We start from the raw sequence: 19261 nt of genomic DNA, 5'->3' as shown, positions 1-19261 counted from the left end.
ATGGATGCATACGGTCAATTCGCATCGGTCTACGACCGGCTGATGCAGGACATGCCATACGAGGACTGGCTGCAATTCGCCCATGACAGCTGGGAACGTTACGGCATGCCGAGGACGGTTGCCGATCTCGGCTGCGGAACGGGCAGCATTGCGATTCCTCTGGCCTTATCCGGGCTGGAGGTATACGGCATCGACCTTTCTGCCGATATGCTGACCGTTGCGCGCAGCAAATGGGATGAAGCTTCCTCGCAAATGGCCCGCGCACGGGGGAACGTAACCTGGCTGGAGCAGGATATGCGGGAGTGGACGCTTGCAGAGCCCGTCGATACCGTGATTTCGTTCTGCGATTGCGTGAACTATCTGACCGAGGAGAAAGACGTGGAGACGGCCTTTAAGGCGGCTTACGATAATTTGCGCGAGGGCGGACTGTTCCTGTTCGACGTCCATGATCCAAAGGTGTTCCTTCGTTACGCGGAGGAGCAGCCTTTTGTGCTCGACGAGGACGAGGTGGCCTACATATGGACTTGCGAGCTCGACGAGTCCCGTCTTCAGATCGAGCATCATCTGACCATATTCGCCCAGGAGAAAAGCGGCCGGTTCGAGCGCTTCGAAGAAATTCATGAACAGCGGGCGTATGGCCGCGGCTGGATGGAAGCCGCCTTGAAGCGGGCGGGCTTCCGTTCGGTCGACTGTTATGCGGACTTTGAACTTGAACCTGCGGGAGACGGTTCGGAGCGGCTGTTCTTTGCGGCCGTGAAATGATGCGGCAGAAAATTTGAAAGCAAACAGGGTTGTCTTCCGTCACTTCAAGTGACAGTTGACAACCCTGTTATTTTTCATCCTCAGCTTCTTCCAAGGATAGCTTGCCGTTTATGCTTGAGAAGCTGTAATCGTGTCTGTGAGCTCTTCGGCTGCATCGCCCGTCACTTTGTGCGGCGGGACGAAGCAGGAGCGGCAGCGGGGCTCGTAGCTCTCCGTATCGCCGATCAGGAAGACCGGTCCAAGCTTGGCCGGTTTGCCGTTGACGATACGCTGCGTAAAGGTCGCATTGGCATCGCCGCAAACGGCGCAGAACGACGTCAGCTTCACAATTTCGTCGGCAATCGCCAGCAGGCCGCCGATGTAGCCGAATTCTTTGCCCCGGTAATCCATATTAAGACCGTCTACGATAATATGCTTCCCTTGATAAGCCAGCTCCTCTACGAGAGCGATGATAGGCTTCCCAAAGAAGGACGCCTCATCGAACGCCACCACGTCGGCATCTTTCGACTCGAGCAGAATTTGTTCCACCGAGGATGCCGGGAGAGCGCGCGGTACGCTTGTCGCGGGAAGGCGGTAGCCGATCCGGCTGACGATCTCCTCATTGCTGAACCTGTCATCCTCGGCCGGCTTATAAGCCCGTACCTGCTTTCGGCCGTATTTCATCAGCTTCTGGCAGCGGCGGATGAGCTCTCCCGATTTTTCCGAAAACATCGGACCTATGATGACCGTAACGAATCCTCTATCCATGACTTATCCCTTACCTTCGCTTCAATGGTTGTATTATTTTATCAGAATAAGTCGCCGATGCAACAGGGGTATTCGACATAATTTTTAAACGGTGAACACTAGATATAGTTTTTGCTATAAATCTTTGCCGTCCAAATTCCGATCTATTAATTACTCCCTTAACGCGTCCTTCAATCTGCTGTTCATAGAATCCGAGGAGGCCGATCCGCGGGCGGCCGCCAGTCTCAAACGTTTCAATTCCTGCTTCAGACGATCGTTCTCCTGGCTCAAACCATCTATGTAAGGCAGCAGTTCGGGTACGGTATATCCGGCATCCCGGAACAGCTGGAGCACGGCCTCGCGCAGCTGCTCCGGCGTTATTTGCTTGTCCATTTGTACCTCCGTATTAGCAATAAAATGTCACTATCCCATCATATCTGCATCTGTTAAAATAGTCGAGTGTCGAAAAAGCCCAAATAAATAATTTCTCCATAATTTGCATTGACGAGACCTATATCTTGATGTAGAATCAAATTCATCAACTACATATTGAGTTGTAAGGTCATATTTCAACGATTTTGTCAACTAGCGCATTTGACATCTTTGCTGTCAGAAGCGCTTTTATATTGCTGAAATTTCAGTGATAGACGTTGCTAGATCGAAGCTTACGAAGCAAGAATTGCTTTGCAATTCTTTTAAGGAGAGAGAAGCATGTTGGTAGTCTACGATTCAAGAACAGGCAATGTGAAACGCTTTATCAACAAATTGAATATGAGAGCGGTGCCCATTGGGGAGCTTGACATAGTGGACGAGCCTTACGTGCTGGTTACCTACACGACAGGATTCGGTCAGGTGCCGGAGCGCGTCATGAATTTCTTGAACCGCAACAGCAATAATCTGCAAGGGGTATCCGCAAGCGGCAATCGGAACTGGGGAGACGGCTTCGCGAAAAGCGCGGATACGATCTCCAGCCTGTTCAACGTGCCGGTCCTATCGAAGTTTGAATTATCCGGTACGAATCAAGATATGGAATACTTTGTCGAAAGGGTGCGAAATATTGAAACACATCGAGCTGAACAACGAATTGATGCAACGAGGAGCGGACGGCTTCTATCAATTGGATAAAGATAAAGAGGCGGTAGCCGCATTTATGGAGGAAGTGGACGCGAAAAGCGTGAAATTCGGTTCCCTCCGCGAGAAGCTGGACTACCTCATCGAGAACGACTTTTACGAGAATGTATACGAGAAATATACATATGAGGAGATCGAGGCGGTGTTCACGCTGACCGAGAGTAGCGGCTTCCAATTCGAATCGTATATGGCAATCTCGAAATTCTACAAAGACTACGCCATGAAGACTAACGATAAATCGAAGTACCTGGAGCAGTATCCGGACCGCGTAGCAATCGTTGCCCTGAACCTTGGCGAAGGCGATGGGGCGAAAGCGCTCCGCATTGCGGAAGCGATGATCGAGCAGCGTCTGCAGCCGGCTACTCCAACGTTCCTGAACGCCGGCAAAAGCCGCCGCGGCGAAATGGTATCCTGCTTCCTGCTGGAGATGGACGATTCCCTGAACTCGATCAACTATGTGCTTGGCACATGCATGCAGCTGTCGAAGATCGGCGGCGGCGTAGCGGTTAACCTGTCCAAGCTGCGCGGACGCGGCGAGGCCATCAAAGGCGTGGAAGGCGCCGCAAAAGGCGTCATGCCGGTACTGAAGCTGATGGAGGACGCTTTCTCCTACGCGGACCAAATGGGTCAGCGCAAAGGCTCCGGCGCGGGCTACTACAACATTTTCGGCTGGGATATTATCGAGTTCCTCGACTGCAAGAAAATTAACGCCGACGAGAAAACACGGATCAAAACGTTGTCGATCGGCTTGATCATACCTAATAAATTCTATGAGCTGGCCGCAAAGAACGAAACGCTGTACGTATTTGGCCCTCATTCCGTTCATAAAGCATACGACAAGCACCTCGACGACATGGACATGGACGTGATGTACGAAGAGCTGCTTGCTAACGATAAAGTCGTGAAAAAAGCGGTCATGAACGCCCGCGACATGATGACGAAGATCGCTTCGATCCAGCTGGAATCCGGCTACCCTTACATCATGAACAAATCGAACGCCAACCGAGTTCACGCCCTGAAGGATATCGGTCAAATCAAGATGTCCAATCTTTGCACCGAAATTTTCCAAGTGCAAGAGACTTCGACGATCAACGATTACGGAATGGACGATGTCATCCGCCGCGATATCAGCTGCAACCTGGCATCGCTCAACATCGTGAACGTCATGGAACGCAAGAAAATCAAAGAATCCGTCCATGTCGGCATCGAAGCTCTGACGACGGTCAGCGACGTATCCGAGATCGACAACGCGCCGGGCGTACGCAAAGCAAACGAAGAGCTTCACTCCGTTGGCCTTGGCGCAATGAACCTGAACGGTTTCTTCGCGAAGAACAAGATTGCTTACGAGAGCGACGAGGCGAAAGAATTCGCGAGCGCATTCTTTATGATGATGAACTATTACTCGATCGAGAAGAGCATGGAAATCGCCAAGGAACGCGGCGCAACCTTCAAGGATTTCGAACGTTCCGAATACGCAAAGGGCACTTATTTCACCCGCTATATCGAAACGGACTTCCGTCCAGCATCGGATAAAGTCAAAGAACTGTTCGAAGGCATGGAAATCCCGTCTCCTCAGGACTGGGCTGAATTGAAGGAGAACGTGCAAAAATACGGCCTGTACCATGCTTACCGTCTGGCGATTGCGCCAACGCAAAGCATCTCGTACATCCAAAACTCGACTTCGAGCGTTATGCCGATCGTAGAGCATATCGAGACCCGTACTTACGCGAACTCGACGACGTACTATCCGATGCCTTACCTGGCTCAAGATAACTACTTCTACTACAAATCGGCTTACAATATCGATCAATTCAAGCTGATTGACCTGATTTGGGAAATTCAGCAGCACGTGGACCAAGGGATCTCGACCGTCCTTCACGTGAACAGCAACGTAACGACCCGCGAGCTGGCGCGCTTCTACATCTATGCCGCTCAGAAGGGGCTCAAATCGCTCTACTATACGAGAACGAAGCGTCTTTCCGTTGAGGAATGCACAAGCTGCGCCGTATAATTCGAACTAACGACAAGGCTGCCGGAAGAGGAGAATCGGAAAGCAGCCTTTAACCAAAGGAGCAGGATTGATGAAAGCAGTAAACTGGAACCGTCCGGACGACGATTTTACGCTTACCTTCTGGCAGCAGAACGTGATGCAATTCTGGACAGACGAAGAAATTCCACTTTCCGACGATAAAATGGACTGGATGGAAATGAGCGACACCGAACGCTCTGTATATAAAAACGTGCTTGGCGGTCTGACGCTTCTCGATACGATTCAAGGCGGCATCGGCATGCCGAAAATTCTCGAGCATGTAGACGGCCTGCAGCGCAAAGCGGTACTCGCGTTTATGTCGATGATGGAGCAAATCCATGCGAAGTCGTATTCCAGTATCTTTACGACGCTGGCGTCGACGGAAGAGATCGACGCGATCTTTGGGTGGGTAGAGACAAACGAGCAGCTTCAGAAGAAAGCGACTCTGATCTCTTCCTGGTATCAAGGCATCGAAACCAAGCAGCAGCTGTACAAAGCGATGGCCGCTTCGGTATTCCTCGAAAGCTATCTGTTCTACAGCGGCTTCTTCTATCCGCTCTACCTGGCTGGTCAAGGCAAAATGACAAGCAGCGGCGAGATTATCGACTTGATCCTCCGCGACGAAAGCATCCATGGCCTGTATGTTGGCGTTCTGGCTCAAGAGCTGTTCAACGAATTTACGCCGGAAGAGCAAGCTCAGCTGAAAGAAGAAGTATTCGCCCTTCTGAATACGCTGTATGAGAACGAAGTGGTTTACACGGATAACCTGTACAGCCCGATCGGGCTTCAGGAAGAAGTGAAAGCTTACGTCCGTTACAATGCGAACAAAGCACTGATGAACCTGGGCTTTGATCCGTACTTCCCGGAAGAGCCGGTCAATCCGATCGTCTTCAACGGCATCAGCACGCACACCAAGCAGCATGATTTCTTCTCGAAAAAAGGCAACGGTTATGTGCGTACCGTTCACATCGAGCAGCTGCGCGACGAGGACTTCGTTTTTAATATGTAAGGTCATTCACAGCCGGCTTCCGAAGCCGGCTTTTTTTGTTTGCGGTCAGCCGGAAAAAACAATTAAAATACTATCCTGAAAATGGTAATTCATGATACACTAATGGCGGAATAAATGCTCATCCCAGCGCAGACGTACCGACGGGATTAAGCAATGGCTTGCTTGCGAAGTAAGTTTTGCATCAATAAAAGGACGGCGAAGCCGTTTTACCTTGGCAAAACTTTTTAGGAGGAATTCGCTTGGACAACTGCTCCATCATTACGAAGCCCGCTATCCATTTGGCCGGAATTAGCTATTGCGGTCCGTATTCCACATTCCCGGATGAAGCGATCCGGCTGCAGAGCGAGTTTTTAGCCCGCAAGCATGAATTAAATACCGTATCCAAATCACCTGTTCTGTACAGCCCGTATTTCGGCAATGAAGTATTTGCTTCCTATTGGGCTTGTTATGAGGTGTATCATATGGAGGAGCTTCCAAGGGGCATGGTACAGTTCACGATTCCGGAACACCGCTATGCCATGGTGGCTACCTCGAACAAACGAATCGGCGAAGCTTACGAGCAGCTGTTTGCCTGGATGAACGAGCGGAAGCTGAACAAGCACGACAGCGCGCTTGCGATCGAAGTATTTTACATTAACGAACGCCATTGGGAAGAGGAAGAAGTCGAGCTTCTAATTCCGTTGCGGGACGAATAAAAGGATGCAGGGAGCCCTAGCCGGTGTCCCTGCTTTTTACTGTTTACCGCCTCTTTTCTCAAGGTAGATGGAGACGTTTGCGTTTGTCGATTATAATGAAGAGAACGAGGAGGTCGGAAAATGAAACCGATTTATGTGGCCGATGCTTTTACAAGCGAGCCGTTCCGCGGTAATCCGGCAGCGGTGTGCCTATGCGGGAAGCCGGAGGACGAACGGTGGATGCAGCAGGTGGCTGCGGAAATAAACCTGCCCGAGACGGCCTTTCTGGTCCCGATTGAGGACGGCTACGACCTGCGCTGGTTCACTCCCGAGTCGGAGGTTGACCTTGGCGGGCATGCCACGTTAGCGGCCGCTTATACGCTGTGGCATACGGGGAGGCTTCGTTCCGACCAGACGGCGCGATTTATTACGAAGAGCGGGGTACTGACCGTTGACTATAATGGAGTAGACGGCTGGATGACAATGGACTATCCGGAAGAGGTGCCCTTGCCGGCGAATGCGCCGGAAGCTCTAATCCAAGGCCTTGGGCTAATTCCCCGATATACCGGCAAGTACCGCCAGGATTATATGGTTGAGGTGGACAGCGAGCAAACGGTGCGCAGTTTAAAGCCCGATCGGCAGCAGCTTGCCGCGGCAGGAGGTAGAGGAATCATTGTAACGGCAAAGGCAGCTGCGGATGCTCCCTATGATTTTGTATCGCGCGCCTTTTTCCCGAAGGCGGGTATATTCGAGGCTGCGGTTTCGGGCGTCGCCCATTGCGCGCTTGCGCCGTATTGGACTAGGAGGCTCCGCAAACCGGAGCTGACCGGCTATCAAGCTTCGAAGCGCGGCGGAATCGTGAAGGTAGCCGTGAACGGCAGCCGCGTTCTTTTGTCCGGCCAAGCAAAGATGATGTTGCAAGGAACACTCGAGGTCTAACACTATTGAAGAGCAAGGAGATTTGACTGCAATGAACTACGACGTGATATTATTCGATGCTGACGATACGCTATTCGACTACAAGAAAGCAGAGGACTTCGCTCTGACGAGCGTGTTCGGGGAGTTTGGGGTTCAATCGCCGGATACCGACTTTGCAGCCCTCTACCGGACCATTAATCAGGAGCTGTGGAACGATTTCGAAAAAGGGGCGATCTCGCTTGCGGAGCTTCGTGTAGAGCGTTTCAGCCGGCTATTCAATGGAACGGGCCTTGCGATTGGAGCCGAGGAGTTCAGCAACCGTTATCTCGGTTACTTGGGGGCGGGAGCCTATCTGATCGACGGAGCGGTGGAGCTTGTGGAAGAACTCCGTTCCAAGGTAAGACTCGCGATTATTACGAACGGGATCCGGGAAGTGCAGCTGTCGCGGTTTTCCAAGGCAGGCGTGGACCGTTACTTCGAGCATATTATCGTGTCGGAGGATACAGGATTTCAGAAGCCGCATATCGGAATCTTCGATTACGCGTTTAAGAAGCTTGGCATTACCGATCCGTCCAGAGTGCTTATCGTAGGAGATTCGCTCACCTCCGATATTCAAGGCGGGCTAAACAGCGGTATGGATACCTGCTGGTATAATCCGCATAACAAGACGAATACGACGCCCGTTAAGCCCAAATTCGAAATCAAACAATTATCCGAGGTGCTGACTCTGCTATGACAAAGACGTATTCATCGATTTTATTCGACCTGGACGGGACGTTAACCGATCCCAAGCTGGGCATTACAAGCGCCATTCGATATTCACTAAGCAAATTCGGCATTCAAATCGATAACCTGGATGTGCTCGATCCCTTTATCGGACCGCCGCTAGCCGGCTCGTTCAAAGAGTTTTACGGCTTTACGGACGCGATGTGCACGGAAGCGATCAAATACTACCGGGAGTATTTCGCCGAAAGAGGCATGTACGAGAACAAGCGGTACGAAGGCATCAAAGAAGTACTTGCCGGCTTGAAGGAGCAGGGTGCTTCCTTGTATGTCGCTACGTCGAAGCCCACCTTTTTCGCGGAGAAAATCATTTCTTATTTCGAGCTAAGCGAATATTTCGAGTTTATAGGCGGCAGCAACCTGGACAATACCCGCGTCGACAAGGGGGAGGTTATCGAGCATGTGCTGCTCTCCTGCGGTCTGTCCGCGGAGGATGCCGTGATGATTGGCGACCGCAAGCATGATATTATCGGGGCTAAGCGCCATGGCCTGGACTCGATTGGCGTGGGTTACGGTTACGGCAGCGAAGAGGAGCTGAAGCTGGCCGAGCCGACCTATCTGGCAGGTACGGTGGCAGAGCTGGGTCAACTGCTTGCAGGACTGGTCAGGAAGTGATTGTAGGTGCCCGCTTCGGGTATTTTCATCGTATGCTTGATGCAGCAGAGCTAGCTTGCCTTGCGGCGCCCGGAGAGGGCAGCAGCAGGTAAAAAGCCTGCTGGCGATGATTGCGCCGAGCTACGCAAGACCCGCGACAATGGCTGCTGTAAGCGGGCGAGGGTATTTTCAATAGAATGAAAAAGGGCCTAGTCCTTGTGATGGCATGCCGCCGCCTGAGACTAGGCCCTGTTTGTTTACGTGGATAATGCTTTTTTCTTGCTGGCTGGCATGGCGTTGAATAAGGTAACCTTGTTCTTGCCGGTTGTTTTGGAATGGTACATGGCTTCGTCCGCCAGCTTAATGAGCTGAGCGACCTCCATGCCGTCCTTGGAGGTGCTGACGCCAACGCTGACCGTAACGATGGTTTCTTTCTCAACGCGGCTGCGGATGGATTCGGCGACACGGTCCGGTTTAACCCGGTCTGTCGAGATGCACGCCAGCAGCTCCTCGCCGCCGTAACGGCCGGCCGCGCCAATGCCCGCAGACTCTTCTTTCATAATCTCCGCGACCTGTTTCAGCACGACATCGGCTTTATGATGGCCTTGCGTATCGTTCAGCTTCTTGAAATTGTCGATATCGCAGAAGATAACGGCAAGACCCTTTTGTCTCCGCAAAATCTGTTCGGCCTTGGAAGTAAAGTGCCGCCGGTTGTACAAGCCCGTCAATCCATCCGTTATTGACGATTGATAAGTCATCATAAGACGCTCAATGACCCACTCGAATAGCAAAAGGAACAGCTGCATGAAGTAGACGATCGGCAGGAAGTAACTGAGCAGCACCAGCCAATTTACCGAACCGTGAAAAACATAGCCGTCGGCAATTCTCGACAGGTCGAGAATAAAATAGGTAATGAGACTGGCCGAGAATTTGCCGTTCATCTCGGTGCCTTTGGTGCCAAGCAGGATCATAAAGGTTACAATTAACGAGTAGAAATCGAGTCCAAGGAGACGGTATTGCCCGCCCGGCAAGATATCATCCGATGGATCCATAAAGACGGACTGCACCGCGGCAATCACAAAGGTTAAGGCGATCAGCAGAACGAAAGGCATAACTTTTATTTGCGCGCCGCGATGAGTATATAATTTCATGAAGACAAAGTTTATAATGATGAAAGAGACGATCTGCAAAATCATCGAAACGATATGCAGCCATGGCGGAAGCTTCTGCTCGGGATACGCAAGCATGGCCAAAACGGTATTTTGCACCATAAAAAGCGGGATCGTCAGGGTAAGCAGCCGGTAAATGCGTTTGTTCCGATAGCTGGCATACAACCGGGTCGACATGAAAAGCATCAGTAGAAGGATGATAATGACACAAGCGGAAGAAATAAGTTGGCCGTTAGGCCCCGTTAGCCAGGTTAAGATTGTCATAATTTAGTATCACCATATCCTATGGAGTGTTGCTTTACAGAAACATATGTTCTAATATATCATGATTTACGAGATGGTAAAAGCATGACCCCAGAACGAATTTGCCTAATAAAGCATCCTTTCTAATAATTAAGATATCGGTTCATGACCGTGTAAAATTAAAGATGAACAGCTTCTTCTAAGAAGAAAATCGGATGCTTACGAAGTAAAATCATCGCAAAGGCCCCTTTTCAGGTCGTTTGTGTGACATTTTTTTAAGCAAATGCTTACGAAGTAAGAATTGCTTCACAATTCTTTTTAGGAGGAAGGACATTGAATATACTACAGGCTTTGTTTTTTCCGCCGGAACAACCGGGCGGCGTGTCCTCCATGGTGCCTTATATTCAAGAGCGTTTTTTGAAACTAGGCTGGCAAATGGAATTATTCTCGCTGCCGAAGCGGGTAAGAGGAAAAGGACAAGAGGAAATCGTATTTGAAACCTTCGATGTGACACCGTTTCTGGGCGATCCTATCGTGGATAAATATTTACAGACGATGCGGGACTATATTTGGTGGACGCGCCTGCGTTTGAAGCGTTCTTACGATATCATTCACGCGCATCATCCGATTGCGGCGCTTGTCATGAAGCAGCTGTTCCCGGATACGCCGGTCATGATGACGATTCACTCCTCCTTCGAACGGGAGCTCGTCCTGAACGGCAAAATCGAGGAAAACAGCATCGCGCACCGCTTCCTGACCTCCATCTACGGCGAATTGGAAGCAAAGCTGGACCGTCTGCTGACGGTATCGGATTCTTTCCGGACTTATCTGTCCCCTTATATGAAGGATTCTTCCGCAATCAAGGTTATTCCCAACGGCTTCGACGAGAAGCGTTTCAAGCCGATTGCCCACGAGAATGCCGTTCCGCAGTTTATTACGGTATGCCGCCTGGTACCCGCGAAAGGTCTGGATATTCTGCTGCACGCCTGCGCGGAACTGAAGCGCCGCGGACATCCCTTTGTCCTGCATATTATCGGGGACGGTCCGATCCGGGAAGAGCTGGAGCAGCTGGCGGTCGAGCTGGATTTATACGATGATATTATTTTTTACGGCTATATGCTTCATCCGGAGGAGTTCATGCCGTTCTTCGACATCTTCGTTCTGCCGTCGCGCGCCGAAGCATTCGGCTCCGTATTTGCCGAAGCGGCCTTGTGCTGGCTTGCGCTGGTCGGAACGAACGTCGGCGGTATCGCCGAGCAGATCGAGGACGGCGTCAACGGCCTGTTGGTACCGCCCGAAGATGCGCCGGCCCTTGCCGATGCGCTGGAGAAGCTGGTAACCGATCCGACTTACCGATACAATCTGGCCCGTACCGGCTGGGACAAGGCGAAGAAGGTCTATTCGCTGCAGCGGGTCATCTCGCAGATGAAGAAAGTTTACTTATCGTTGAAACCGGAGGAATAATCGTGACGGTTCCTTTTCGTTTTATACACGCGGCAGACCTGCATCTGGATAGCCCGTTCCGCGGCTTGAGCAAGGTGCCGGAAACGCTGAAGGAGAAGCTGCAGGCTTCGACCTTCAGCGCCCTGCGCCGGTTAACGGATGCGGCGATTCGGGAGCAGGTTGATTTTATCGTGATCTCCGGCGACTTGTACGATGAAGCGGACCGTTCGCTTAAAGCGCAGCTGCTTCTATTAAAAGAGTGGGAGCGCCTGCAGCAATACGGGATATCCGTTTTTGTCATACACGGCAATCATGATCCGCTGAACGGCGCGCGGGCGGAGCTGAAGCTGCCGTCCAACGTGACGCAATTTGGCGCGAGTGGCGTGGAATATCGGCCGGCTTACTGCAGAAACGGTGAGCTGGCTGCTTTTGTCTACGGGATGTCTTACGGGAAGCGGCATGTAACGGAAAATTTGGCCGCCCGCTATACGCCTGTTGAAGGAGCGCCTTTTCATATCGCTTTGCTTCATGGCAACGTAAACGGGGATTCCTCCCATGATCCATACGCGCCGTGCTCGCTGGAGGAGCTGACCGGCAAAGGCTTTGATTATTGGGCGCTAGGCCATATCCATTCAAGAAAAATCCTTCACGAATACCCTCATGTCGTGTACGCGGGCAATATACAGGGGCGCAATCCGCGGGAGACCGGACCAAAGGGCTGTTACCTGGCAGAGGTCTCGGCTTCAAGGGCTATTCAGCTGACTTTTCTCCCGTTAGACGACGTTCGCTGGCTGGACGCGGGACTGTCGATTAACGGCTTACATACCGAGCAGGAGCTGCTGCAGCGATTGGAAGAGCAGGCGGATCGGCTTGCTGCAGAAGGCGAGGACCGGCCTGTTATGATTCGTCTGACGCTGGAAGGTCAAGGTCCGCTGCACCTTAAGCTTACGGAGATGTTGACTGTGCGGACCTTGCTTGAACAATTGCAGCAAGGCTCCCCTCACGCATGGGTCTATGCGCTGGAAGTTAACACGCGCGCGGAGCTCCGTTTGTCGGAGCTGGAGGACGAGGAAAGCTTTGCGGGCGAGCTGTTCAGGCTGACCCGGCGGCTAGGGCGGGATACGGAAGCCTGGAGAGAAGAAGCGGCCGCCGCCGTTGCGCCGCTTTCCGGCCATGCCAAGCTGGGAAGGCTGCTCCGAAAGCAATGGGACGAGCTGCCCGAGCATTGGCTGGAGCAGGCCAGGGAGCATGTGCTTGGATTGCTGGCGCCAGAAGGGAGGAAGGACGAATGAAGCTGCTGGAGGCCAGGATTGACGGCTTTGGACAGCTGCAAGGGTTAACCTGCAGGCTGGACGGTCCTTCCGTTGTTTTATACGGCATGAATGAAGCGGGAAAAAGTACGCTGTTCGGATTTATCCGGACGATTTTGTTTGGGTTTGCAAGGCGGAATCAACCGGCGGAACGTCAGGAGCCTGTTCATGGCGGCACTCACGGCGGACAGCTGGTATTCGAGGATGATGAAGGCCAAGCCTACATAGCGGAGCGGTATGCCCACGTGAACGGAGGTCGTTTGAAGCTTAGACGGACCAGCCTCACGGAGCATGATGCTCAGATTCATGAGGAGAGCTGGCCGGCCCAGGAGGAATGGGAGCGTCGGTTTCTCGGCGGTACAACCGAGCAGCTGTTCCGCGAGCTGTACGCGATTACCTTAACGGAGCTGCAGCAGGTCGGAGCGTTATCCCATGAGGAGTTAGGCCGTTATCTGTACCACGCCGGCTGGGAGAACGGGAAAGCTATTGCGGCCGCCGAGAAAAGGCTGCAGCTCGAAATGGAGCAGCTGTTCAAGCCGCGCGGAGCTAACCAGCGGATCAACAAGCGGCTGAAGACGCTGGAGAAGACCGAGCAGGAGCTTCGGGAGCAGGAAGATGCGATTCAAGCATACAACGGGCTCCAGCAAGAGCTTGAGCGGATTAGCCGGGAGCTCGAGCAGCTTGAAGCAGAGCAGCCGCATCGGCAGTCTGCGGTCCAGCTGGCCGGGAAGGCCCATGCGATAAGACCGTTATGGCTCAGGCAGCTTGAGCTTGGCCGGGAGCGGGCAGGGATTGCAGACGCCCAGCGGATTACGGCGGAAGCGGAGCATAACTGGCAGGAACTGCGGAAAGAGCAAAGAAGCAGCGCGCAAGAGCAAGAACAGCTTGAGCAAGAGGAGCAGCTGATTAAGCAAAAGCGTCAGGCCATTGAAGTTAATAATGAACTGCTTGCCCGAAAAGAGGAAGCGGAGGCTCTGCTGCTCGAGAGCGAACGGATCCAGCTTCTGAGAGAGGAAAAAATTACGCTGACAGCCGAGCTGCAAGCGGATGGAGAAGCTTTGACCCGGCTGTTAGGCCGCATCGCCCCGAATTGGGGGGTGCGGGAGCTGCTGGATCTGCAGTTAACCGTATCGGACCGCGAGTATGTGCGAGGGCAAAGACAGCTTGAGTCGGAAGCCGGGCGGAGCTCGGAACGATTGCATGCCGATCTGCAGGCCGTCATTCAGCAGGAGCGCGAGGCCGCGCAGCAGCTTGCCGAGGCGGAAGCCGAGCTTGCGCGGGCGGAAGCAGCGGCAGGCGGGCAGAGCGCGTTCGGCAGCGCCGCGTTCCTGCCGCAGACGAGCGACGCGATGCGAGCAGCATGGCATAGCTGCGACGCCGCGCTGCGCGAGTGGGAGCTGGAGCGGCTGCAGGGATCAGCCGCGCGGGGAGAAGCGGGCCAGGGCTCTGCCGGCCCGCTATGGATTGGCGCGGCGCTGGCCGGCGGCGCCGCTGTTGCCCTTGGTGCCGCCTCGCTAGGCGGCGGCGCTTTCCCTGGCGCAGCCGGCGCAGCTGCTGCGCTAGGCGCGCTCGCGCTGGCGCTGGCGGCGCTAGCCGCGGCCCGCGGGCGCCGCGCGGCTGGGCGCCGGCCGCGGAGCACGCGCGGTCCCGCGCCGGCGCCCGCGCGCGAGCAGCGCGTCCGCGCAGCGCTGGCGGCGCTCGTCAGCGCGCCCGCGGAAGCCGCCGCGGCGCTGCTGGCGGAGCCGCCGCACGCGGCCGGCGCGGCCCGCGAGCAGCTGCGCGCCGCTGCCGAGGCGCGCGCCGCCGCGCTGCAGCGCAGCGAGCAGCTCGGCCCCGGCCGCCTCGAGCTGGCTCGCCGGCATGCGCGGCTTCGCGCTGCCGCGGGCGAGCGCCGCGAGGCGGCTGCCGCCGCGGCGGAAGAGCGCGCAGCCGCGGCCCGGCAATGGCGCGGCTGGCTCGAAGCGATCGCGCTGCCGGATATGTCGCCGGACGCGGCGCTCGAAATATTCGAGCTCGCCGAGCAAGCTTTGCACCGGCTCCAGCAGCGGGACCGCCGCCAAGCGAAGCTCGAGGCGGCCAGCACCCAGATCGCCGCGTTCGAGGCTCGCGCGGCGGAGCTTTGCGCCGCCTTCCCGGACGCGGCGCAGCGTCTTCCTGCGGAGCCCGCGCTAGCCTTGCGGCTCCTGCAGGCTGAGCTGCGCCGGCAGGCTGCGGCGCAGGAAGAAGCCGCCCGGCTGGATGAGCGGCTTCAAGCCCTGCAATACGCCTTAATGGCTGTCCGCAGCAAGCAGCAGCAGCAGGGGGCCTCCATCCGGCAGCTGACGGAAGCTGCCGGCTTCCGCAACGAAGCCGAATTTGCCGCCGTTCTGGTTCACCGGAACCGGCTGGAGGCGATCGATAACGAGCTGAACAAGCTAAAGATCGAAATCGAAGCAGGCATGTCGGAGGAACGGTTAAAAGAGCTGGAGCTGCTGTTGACCAGCCATGACGGAGATGAGCTGAAGCAGCTTTGCGATCGGCTTCGATCGGAAGCCGAGCAGCTGGAGAAGAATAGGGGAGATCTGCTGGATAAACGGGGCAGGCTGCGTCAGCAGCTGGAGCATCTGCTGCAGGAGGAGAGGCGCCGGGAGCTGCTGGCTGTCAAGGAAACGACGCTCTCCCAGATTGCCGGGGATGCCGAGCGTTATGCCGTGCTGGCCGTCAGCGCCTCCCTTATTCGCACAACGAAACGAACGTACGAGGAAGAGCGGCAGCCTGCCTTGCTCAGGCTGGCCGGCGACTATGTCCGACGGCTTACGGAAGGAAGGTATATCCGGGTAACGACGACCCCGGACCAGCCTTCCATCCGGCTCGAGACGCCGGACAACCGTTTGATCGATTCCGCTATGTTAAGCCGCGGCACGGCCGAACTGGTGTACCTGGCTATGCGCCTTGCGCTTGCCGTGGAACGAACAGCAGCAGCGGGCATGCCGCTGCTGCTGGATGCTTTGTTTGTGAACTTCGACCGCCAGCGCTTGCACGCCGTTGCCCAATTACTCGGGGAATTGTCGCTATCGCGCCAAGTGATTCTGTTTACCTGCCATGAGCATATACGGGCTGCGCTGCAAGCAAGCATGCCCCATGCCGTTCAAATCGAGCTGCCCGGCGCACGCCCGGCCGTCAGTGGGCCATCTTTCGTCGGATGACCAGATACAGCCAGCCTAAGCTGATCAGTCCGAAAATCGGATAAAGCGTGGAGAGCAGCGGGCCAAAACCGATTTGGCTCGCAACATAGCAGAAGGCGAGAATCCCAAAGGTTATGAAAGGACGCGACCATTTCAGCCGCTCCTGGAGCTGGAGGGTCAGCCCGTAAATATCGGCAATAAGCGTCGTAAAGATCTCCGCGAATATGAGGAAGATATAAATATACTGCACGATATGGCCAAGCTGCTTGGCGATGCCTCCCATCGGGATGGCAAACTGCTGGATGCCGGGCATATGAACGGATAACGCGATATGTCCGGCCAGCAGCATAATGCCAATTCCGATGCCGCCAATCCATGATCCGAGCACAATCGTTTTCCGGTCTTTAACCTCCGACCCGAGCGGCACAAGAACGGCTTGCGCCATCGACAGGTTAAAGGCGGTATACAGAAACGGGGAGGCCCATGCCGCCCACACCGAATGGTCGGTCGCAATCGTAATGAACCTGTCCGCTTCAGGCGTTTGGAACGTGTCTACCATAATAAGAGCGGTGAAGAGCAGCATCACCGGAACCACAATCGCATTCACCGTCAGGATCGCTTTCATCCCTTTTCGAAGCAGGAAGAAACAAGCGGCAATGGTGACGATTAATCCCGTTTGATAGGAGACATTCCAATTCTCGTAAAAAATGGTCCCCGCGCCGGCAAGCATCACGGCCGTTACGCCCAGCAGCACGACCAGCATGAAATGGCTGATCCATTTTCCGTACTTATCGCCAAACAACGCAATATTCAGATCCTCGTAGGACCTTGCTCCGATTTCGCTCGCAATCAGCATCATTTTGCCGCCCAGCCATATAAAGAGCGCCGTCGCGACAGCGATCGTCAGTGTACCCCAGTAGCCGAAGCGGGTGAAAAACTGCAGGATCTCCTGCCCAGTCGCGAAACCGGCGCCTACAATTGTGCCTATATAAGTGGATGCGATTTGCAGAACCTTTCCCGTACGCTTTGCCATGGCATGTCCTCCCGAAAATAACCTTCTATATAAGAAGGTATGTCCGAGTAGGGACGGGCATGACAGCAACTTCCGGATGGGAGAGCCGTTACGCGGCGGCTAACAGCTTAATGGATACGATTTTGTTATGATCCGGATCAAGATCGAATTTAAGCAGCGAGTCTTTGCCTTGGTAAGTAATAATGTAGCTGTTCTGGGAAGTTGGTTTTCCAAGCGCTTTAAGCACGGTTTCCGACTTATCCTCGACACGAACGCCGCTAAGCCCGGTTGCAATCGACTTATCGTAAACCTCTATGTACTGGATCGCTTTGTCCTCGTTGATCCCCACGGCAAAACCTTTGTATTCGTGAACCTCTATGGTCTCCGCGTCGTCCTTCAGGCTGTATACGTCGTCTGCTTTGCCATAGCGCTCGGATACTTTGGTATGGGAATCGCCAATCTGAAGCCCCAGCATGACCGGATGGGAGGCGTCCCATTGCGGTTGTTTGCTTGCTGTGCCGGTGCCGGACGGCGATGCGCTTTTGCCGGAAGATTCCGCGCTCGTATCTCCGCCGGATGCATTTGCGCCGCTTGCTTCGGGCTTTTTGCCGTATTTCCGGCTATCCTGCCCTTGAGAGTAGGTTTTCTGCGGACTATCGCCAGTTGGATAGGTACCCGAAGAACGCTCGGTTGGCTGCATACCCAAAGGGGGAGTTGAATTCGATGGGTCGGAACAGCCGGTTGCCGCAATGAGAGTAAAGGCGATCACGGCCGACCATTTTGCCGCCTTGTAGTTTCGCGTTGTTTTGTTCATGCGATTGCGCTCCTTTTGGGTCGCTTTTTGTCCCCTATCTTATCTTAATTAACGTCCATATCTGGAAAAAGTTGCTTTGCTTTATATATCTCTTCTATATAAAATGATTCGTCTCCTGCTTCGACAAAAAAAATGAAAAAGCCGGGTTGCGTTGTTCGCCTATCCTATGGTAAGTTATCGAAAAGAGATTTTGGTGGAGGGAAATGACGATGGATATTTTAAAAGAACGAATTTTAGAGCAAGCGTCGGTGCTTTCAAACGATGTGTTGCGGCTGGATTCCATACTTAACCACCAGGTCGATCCTGCTCTTACGATGGAAATGGGACATGAATTCGCAAAACGGTTTGCTGACGAGAAAATTACGAAAGTCGTTACGATTGAATCCTCCGGTATTCCCGTTGCTTATGCCACGGCGTACGTACTAGCTGTACCGCTTGTATTTGCGCGCCGCAAGAAAACTCTAATCGCGGATCCGGATGCGTATTCGGAGCGTGTTCCGTCCTTTACAAAGGGGATGGTGACCGATATTATGGTGTCGAAGCAGTTTTTGTCGGCTGAGGATAAAGTGCTCTTCATCGACGATATTATCGCAAACGGCGATGCGGCCCGCGGACTGATCAAGATCATTGAGAGATCAGGCGCAGAGCTGGCTGGCATGGGGATTGTCCTCGAGAAATCCTTCCAGGCCGGTTCGAGAACGCTTCGCGAGCAAGGGGTACGGGTAGAATCGCTAGTAAATGTTACTTCTTTGAAAAACGGGCAAATTCAGTTCGACTAAGTTATAATGAGAGTGAAGGAACCGAGGGGAGGCAGCGGCAATGATAACTTCTGAATTTTTGACTGCGAAACTGGGTGACGCGAAAGTTCACTTCGAACGCGCGCTAGATTGCAAGCATACGGAATTTGATGATTTGTATCCTTATATGATTGAGCATCCGCAATTTTTCTGGTACAAGCGTTATGTTGCATGGTCGGAGCTTCTTACGATTGTGAAGCTTTGCGAAGAGCTCGGTGAGGAATGGAAAGGTCAATTCACGGAACGTCAGGCAGAATATATCGCCAAGCGCGTCATGTCTTCGAGAGTGCTCGATGAATGGTATGAAACCAATGATTCCAAGGAGCATGTCGGTTAGTCCGTACGGAGGGATTAGCGGTGATTAGTGAAGAGCAGTTGGATCGGTTTCGCCAGAGCGGCGAAAAAATCCGTGTCGTGCGCGATGAGATGGAAGTGAACGACGTGGTTGGGATCGTTGTTGCATGGGATGATTCAACCGTCGTAATCCGTCGCCATAATAGGAGAGTCGTCAAGCTGAGCCGCAATTACCGTTTTGAGCTTGCCTCAAGCGAACGCGGTTCCGCGGAATAGCAAGTGTGGCAGGGAACTCTGTATATACAGGGTTTCCTGCTTTTTTGTGCTGAGCAAGAAAAAAAGGTTCCGGTTATCTATCGCTAGACTAACCAAAACCTTTGACTGTTTAT

At 53.7% G+C, this 19261-nt stretch carries 19 protein-coding genes; 14 read left to right on the top strand and 5 right to left on the bottom strand.

The features are described from left to right. Nucleotides 1-762 carry a class I SAM-dependent DNA methyltransferase gene (locus EV294_RS10955; RefSeq protein WP_132306647.1) on the top strand — a complete coding sequence of 254 codons (762 nt, stop codon included), beginning with the start codon at nt 1-3 and terminating at the stop codon, nt 760-762. Between the two features lie 108 nt (nt 763-870). On the opposite strand, the gene EV294_RS10950 is transcribed toward EV294_RS10955, so the two are convergent. After that, nucleotides 871-1509: a thymidine kinase gene (locus EV294_RS10950; RefSeq protein ID WP_132306644.1), complete on the bottom strand. Its 639-nt coding sequence runs from the start codon at nt 1507-1509 to the stop codon at nt 871-873. 150 nt (nt 1510-1659) lie between these two features. Further along, complete coding sequence (locus EV294_RS10945) at nt 1660-1881, bottom strand: hypothetical protein (RefSeq protein WP_132306642.1); 222 nt, start codon at nt 1879-1881, stop codon at nt 1660-1662. Between the two features lie 318 nt (nt 1882-2199). Between EV294_RS10945 and nrdI the strand changes: the two genes are divergently transcribed. The 7 genes from nrdI to EV294_RS10910 all read left to right on the top strand — a co-directional run bounded on the left by nrdI (nt 2200) and on the right by EV294_RS10910 (nt 8647). Beyond that, a complete protein-coding gene (nrdI, locus tag EV294_RS10940) occupies nt 2200-2613 on the top strand; it encodes a class Ib ribonucleoside-diphosphate reductase assembly flavoprotein NrdI (protein WP_015845582.1) in 414 nt (137 codons plus the stop codon). Beyond that, nucleotides 2546-4630, top strand: coding sequence for a class 1b ribonucleoside-diphosphate reductase subunit alpha (nrdE, locus tag EV294_RS10935; protein ID WP_132306640.1), 2085 nt, complete (start codon nt 2546-2548; stop codon nt 4628-4630). Before nrdI ends, nrdE begins: the two co-directional genes overlap by 68 nt. A gap of 70 nt (nt 4631-4700) precedes the next feature. Beyond that, nucleotides 4701-5657, top strand: a complete 957-nt coding sequence (gene nrdF / locus EV294_RS10930; RefSeq protein WP_132306638.1) for a class 1b ribonucleoside-diphosphate reductase subunit beta — start codon at nt 4701-4703, stop codon at nt 5655-5657. A 239-nt stretch (nt 5658-5896) separates the two neighbouring features. Then, nucleotides 5897-6352 (top strand): GyrI-like domain-containing protein, encoded by a 456-nt coding sequence (locus tag EV294_RS10925; protein ID WP_132306636.1) that lies wholly within the window; start codon nt 5897-5899, stop codon nt 6350-6352. A gap of 120 nt (nt 6353-6472) precedes the next feature. Next, nucleotides 6473-7270, top strand: coding sequence for a PhzF family phenazine biosynthesis protein (locus EV294_RS10920; RefSeq protein ID WP_132306634.1), 798 nt, complete (start codon nt 6473-6475; stop codon nt 7268-7270). Nucleotides 7271-7301: 31 nt separating this feature from the next. After that, nucleotides 7302-7985, top strand: coding sequence for a YjjG family noncanonical pyrimidine nucleotidase (locus EV294_RS10915; RefSeq protein ID WP_132306632.1), 684 nt, complete (start codon nt 7302-7304; stop codon nt 7983-7985). After that, nucleotides 7982-8647 carry an HAD family hydrolase gene (locus tag EV294_RS10910; protein WP_132306630.1) on the top strand — a complete coding sequence of 222 codons (666 nt, stop codon included), beginning with the start codon at nt 7982-7984 and terminating at the stop codon, nt 8645-8647. The genes EV294_RS10915 and EV294_RS10910 overlap by 4 nt, the downstream gene beginning before the upstream one ends. A gap of 236 nt (nt 8648-8883) precedes the next feature. Here the strand turns inward: EV294_RS10910 and EV294_RS10905 are convergent, their stop codons facing one another. Then, complete coding sequence (locus EV294_RS10905; RefSeq protein WP_132306628.1) at nt 8884-10059, bottom strand: GGDEF domain-containing protein; 1176 nt, start codon at nt 10057-10059, stop codon at nt 8884-8886. Between the two features lie 312 nt (nt 10060-10371). Between EV294_RS10905 and EV294_RS10900 the strand changes: the two genes are divergently transcribed. The 3 genes from EV294_RS10900 to EV294_RS10890 are packed head-to-tail and all read left to right on the top strand — an operon-like array spanning nt 10372 to nt 15976. Beyond that, nucleotides 10372-11502 carry a glycosyltransferase family 4 protein gene (locus EV294_RS10900; RefSeq protein ID WP_132306626.1) on the top strand — a complete coding sequence of 377 codons (1131 nt, stop codon included), beginning with the start codon at nt 10372-10374 and terminating at the stop codon, nt 11500-11502. A gap of 2 nt (nt 11503-11504) precedes the next feature. Next, nucleotides 11505-12773 carry a metallophosphoesterase family protein gene (locus EV294_RS10895; protein WP_132306624.1) on the top strand — a complete coding sequence of 423 codons (1269 nt, stop codon included), beginning with the start codon at nt 11505-11507 and terminating at the stop codon, nt 12771-12773. Next, nucleotides 12770-15976 (top strand): AAA family ATPase, encoded by a 3207-nt coding sequence (locus tag EV294_RS10890; protein ID WP_165930648.1) that lies wholly within the window; start codon nt 12770-12772, stop codon nt 15974-15976. The genes EV294_RS10895 and EV294_RS10890 overlap by 4 nt, the downstream gene beginning before the upstream one ends. On the opposite strand, the gene EV294_RS10885 is transcribed toward EV294_RS10890, so the two are convergent. Together EV294_RS10885 and EV294_RS10880 are read right to left on the bottom strand one after the other, a co-directional pair. Further along, a complete protein-coding gene (locus tag EV294_RS10885) occupies nt 15951-16988 on the bottom strand; it encodes a YkvI family membrane protein (protein WP_132306620.1) in 1038 nt (345 codons plus the stop codon). The two genes, EV294_RS10890 and EV294_RS10885, sit on opposite strands and share 26 nt — an antisense overlap. Nucleotides 16989-17076: 88 nt before the next feature. Continuing rightward, nucleotides 17077-17781, bottom strand: a complete 705-nt coding sequence (locus EV294_RS10880; RefSeq protein WP_132306618.1) for a hypothetical protein — start codon at nt 17779-17781, stop codon at nt 17077-17079. 209 nt (nt 17782-17990) lie between these two features. Here EV294_RS10880 and EV294_RS10875 point away from each other — a divergent pair, with 209 nt between their 5' ends. Genes EV294_RS10875 through EV294_RS10865 form a run of 3 tightly spaced genes read left to right on the top strand, consistent with a single transcriptional unit; the run spans nt 17991 to nt 19148 of the window. Then, a complete protein-coding gene (locus EV294_RS10875) occupies nt 17991-18560 on the top strand; it encodes a xanthine phosphoribosyltransferase (protein WP_132306616.1) in 570 nt (189 codons plus the stop codon). 40 nt (nt 18561-18600) lie between these two features. Beyond that, the gene (locus tag EV294_RS10870) at nt 18601-18915 is read left to right on the top strand and encodes a hypothetical protein (protein ID WP_127497648.1); all 315 of its coding nucleotides are present in this window, start codon (nt 18601-18603) and stop codon (nt 18913-18915) included. Nucleotides 18916-18935: 20 nt separating this feature from the next. Next, the gene (locus EV294_RS10865; protein WP_132306614.1) at nt 18936-19148 is read left to right on the top strand and encodes a hypothetical protein; all 213 of its coding nucleotides are present in this window, start codon (nt 18936-18938) and stop codon (nt 19146-19148) included. Nucleotides 19149-19261 lie beyond the last annotated feature (113 nt).

Origin of the sequence: Paenibacillus sp. BK033 (genome assembly GCF_004345425.1) — a bacterium.
In the GTDB taxonomy this organism is placed as follows: Bacteria; Bacillota; Bacilli; order Paenibacillales; family Paenibacillaceae; genus Pristimantibacillus.
The sequence above is the reverse complement of the archived record's forward strand: the minus strand, read 5'-3'. Positions and strand labels throughout refer to the sequence as shown.